The organism is Polaromonas sp. P4_H1 (genome assembly GCF_056400945.1).
The window spans coordinates 1-529 of the sequence record NZ_JBFUKG010000149.1 but is presented as its reverse complement, the minus strand read 5'-3'; the positions used below and the strand labels follow the sequence as shown (position 1 = coordinate 529).

The 529-nt window shown below is 62.6% G+C and carries 1 protein-coding gene; it reads right to left on the bottom strand.

All coding sequences use genetic code 11. The features are described from left to right. Positions 1-529 (bottom strand): RelA/SpoT AH/RIS domain-containing protein (locus AC1DS5_RS25600; protein ID WP_477721049.1); only part of this gene is annotated, 529 nt, incomplete at both ends.

Here is a 529-nt window from a genome sequence, read left to right as displayed (position 1 = left end):
GGCCATCACATCGTCGATAGACGTGCGCGCCAGACGCGGCAGCGCGCCCTTCAACTGGTCGTCCGAATATTCCATCTTGGCGCGCACGAACAGGCGCTCGACGATCCGGCGGCCGAGGCTGGCATATTGATCACGGACCGCTGTTCGCGTCGCACGGCGAATGGCGGCGCGCGCTTTGCCAGTGACCGCCAGGCCTTCCCACGCGGATGGCGGCGCCTGCTGTGCGGCCGAAGTCAGCACCTCGACTTCGTCGCCATTCTGCAATTCGGACGACAGCGGCGCGAATTTGCCGTTGATCTTGCAACCGACCGCACTGTTGCCAACGTCGGTATGCACGGCATAGGCGAAGTCGACGACATTGGCGTTGCGCGGCAGCGCGATCAGCTTGCCCTTCGGCGTGAAGCAGAACACCTGGTCGTGGAACAGTTCGAGCTTGGTATGCTCCAGGAATTCTTCCGGATTGGTGCTCTCCGAGAGAATGCCGATGGTATGGCGCAGCCACGAGAACGCGTTGGATTCGCGCTTGAGC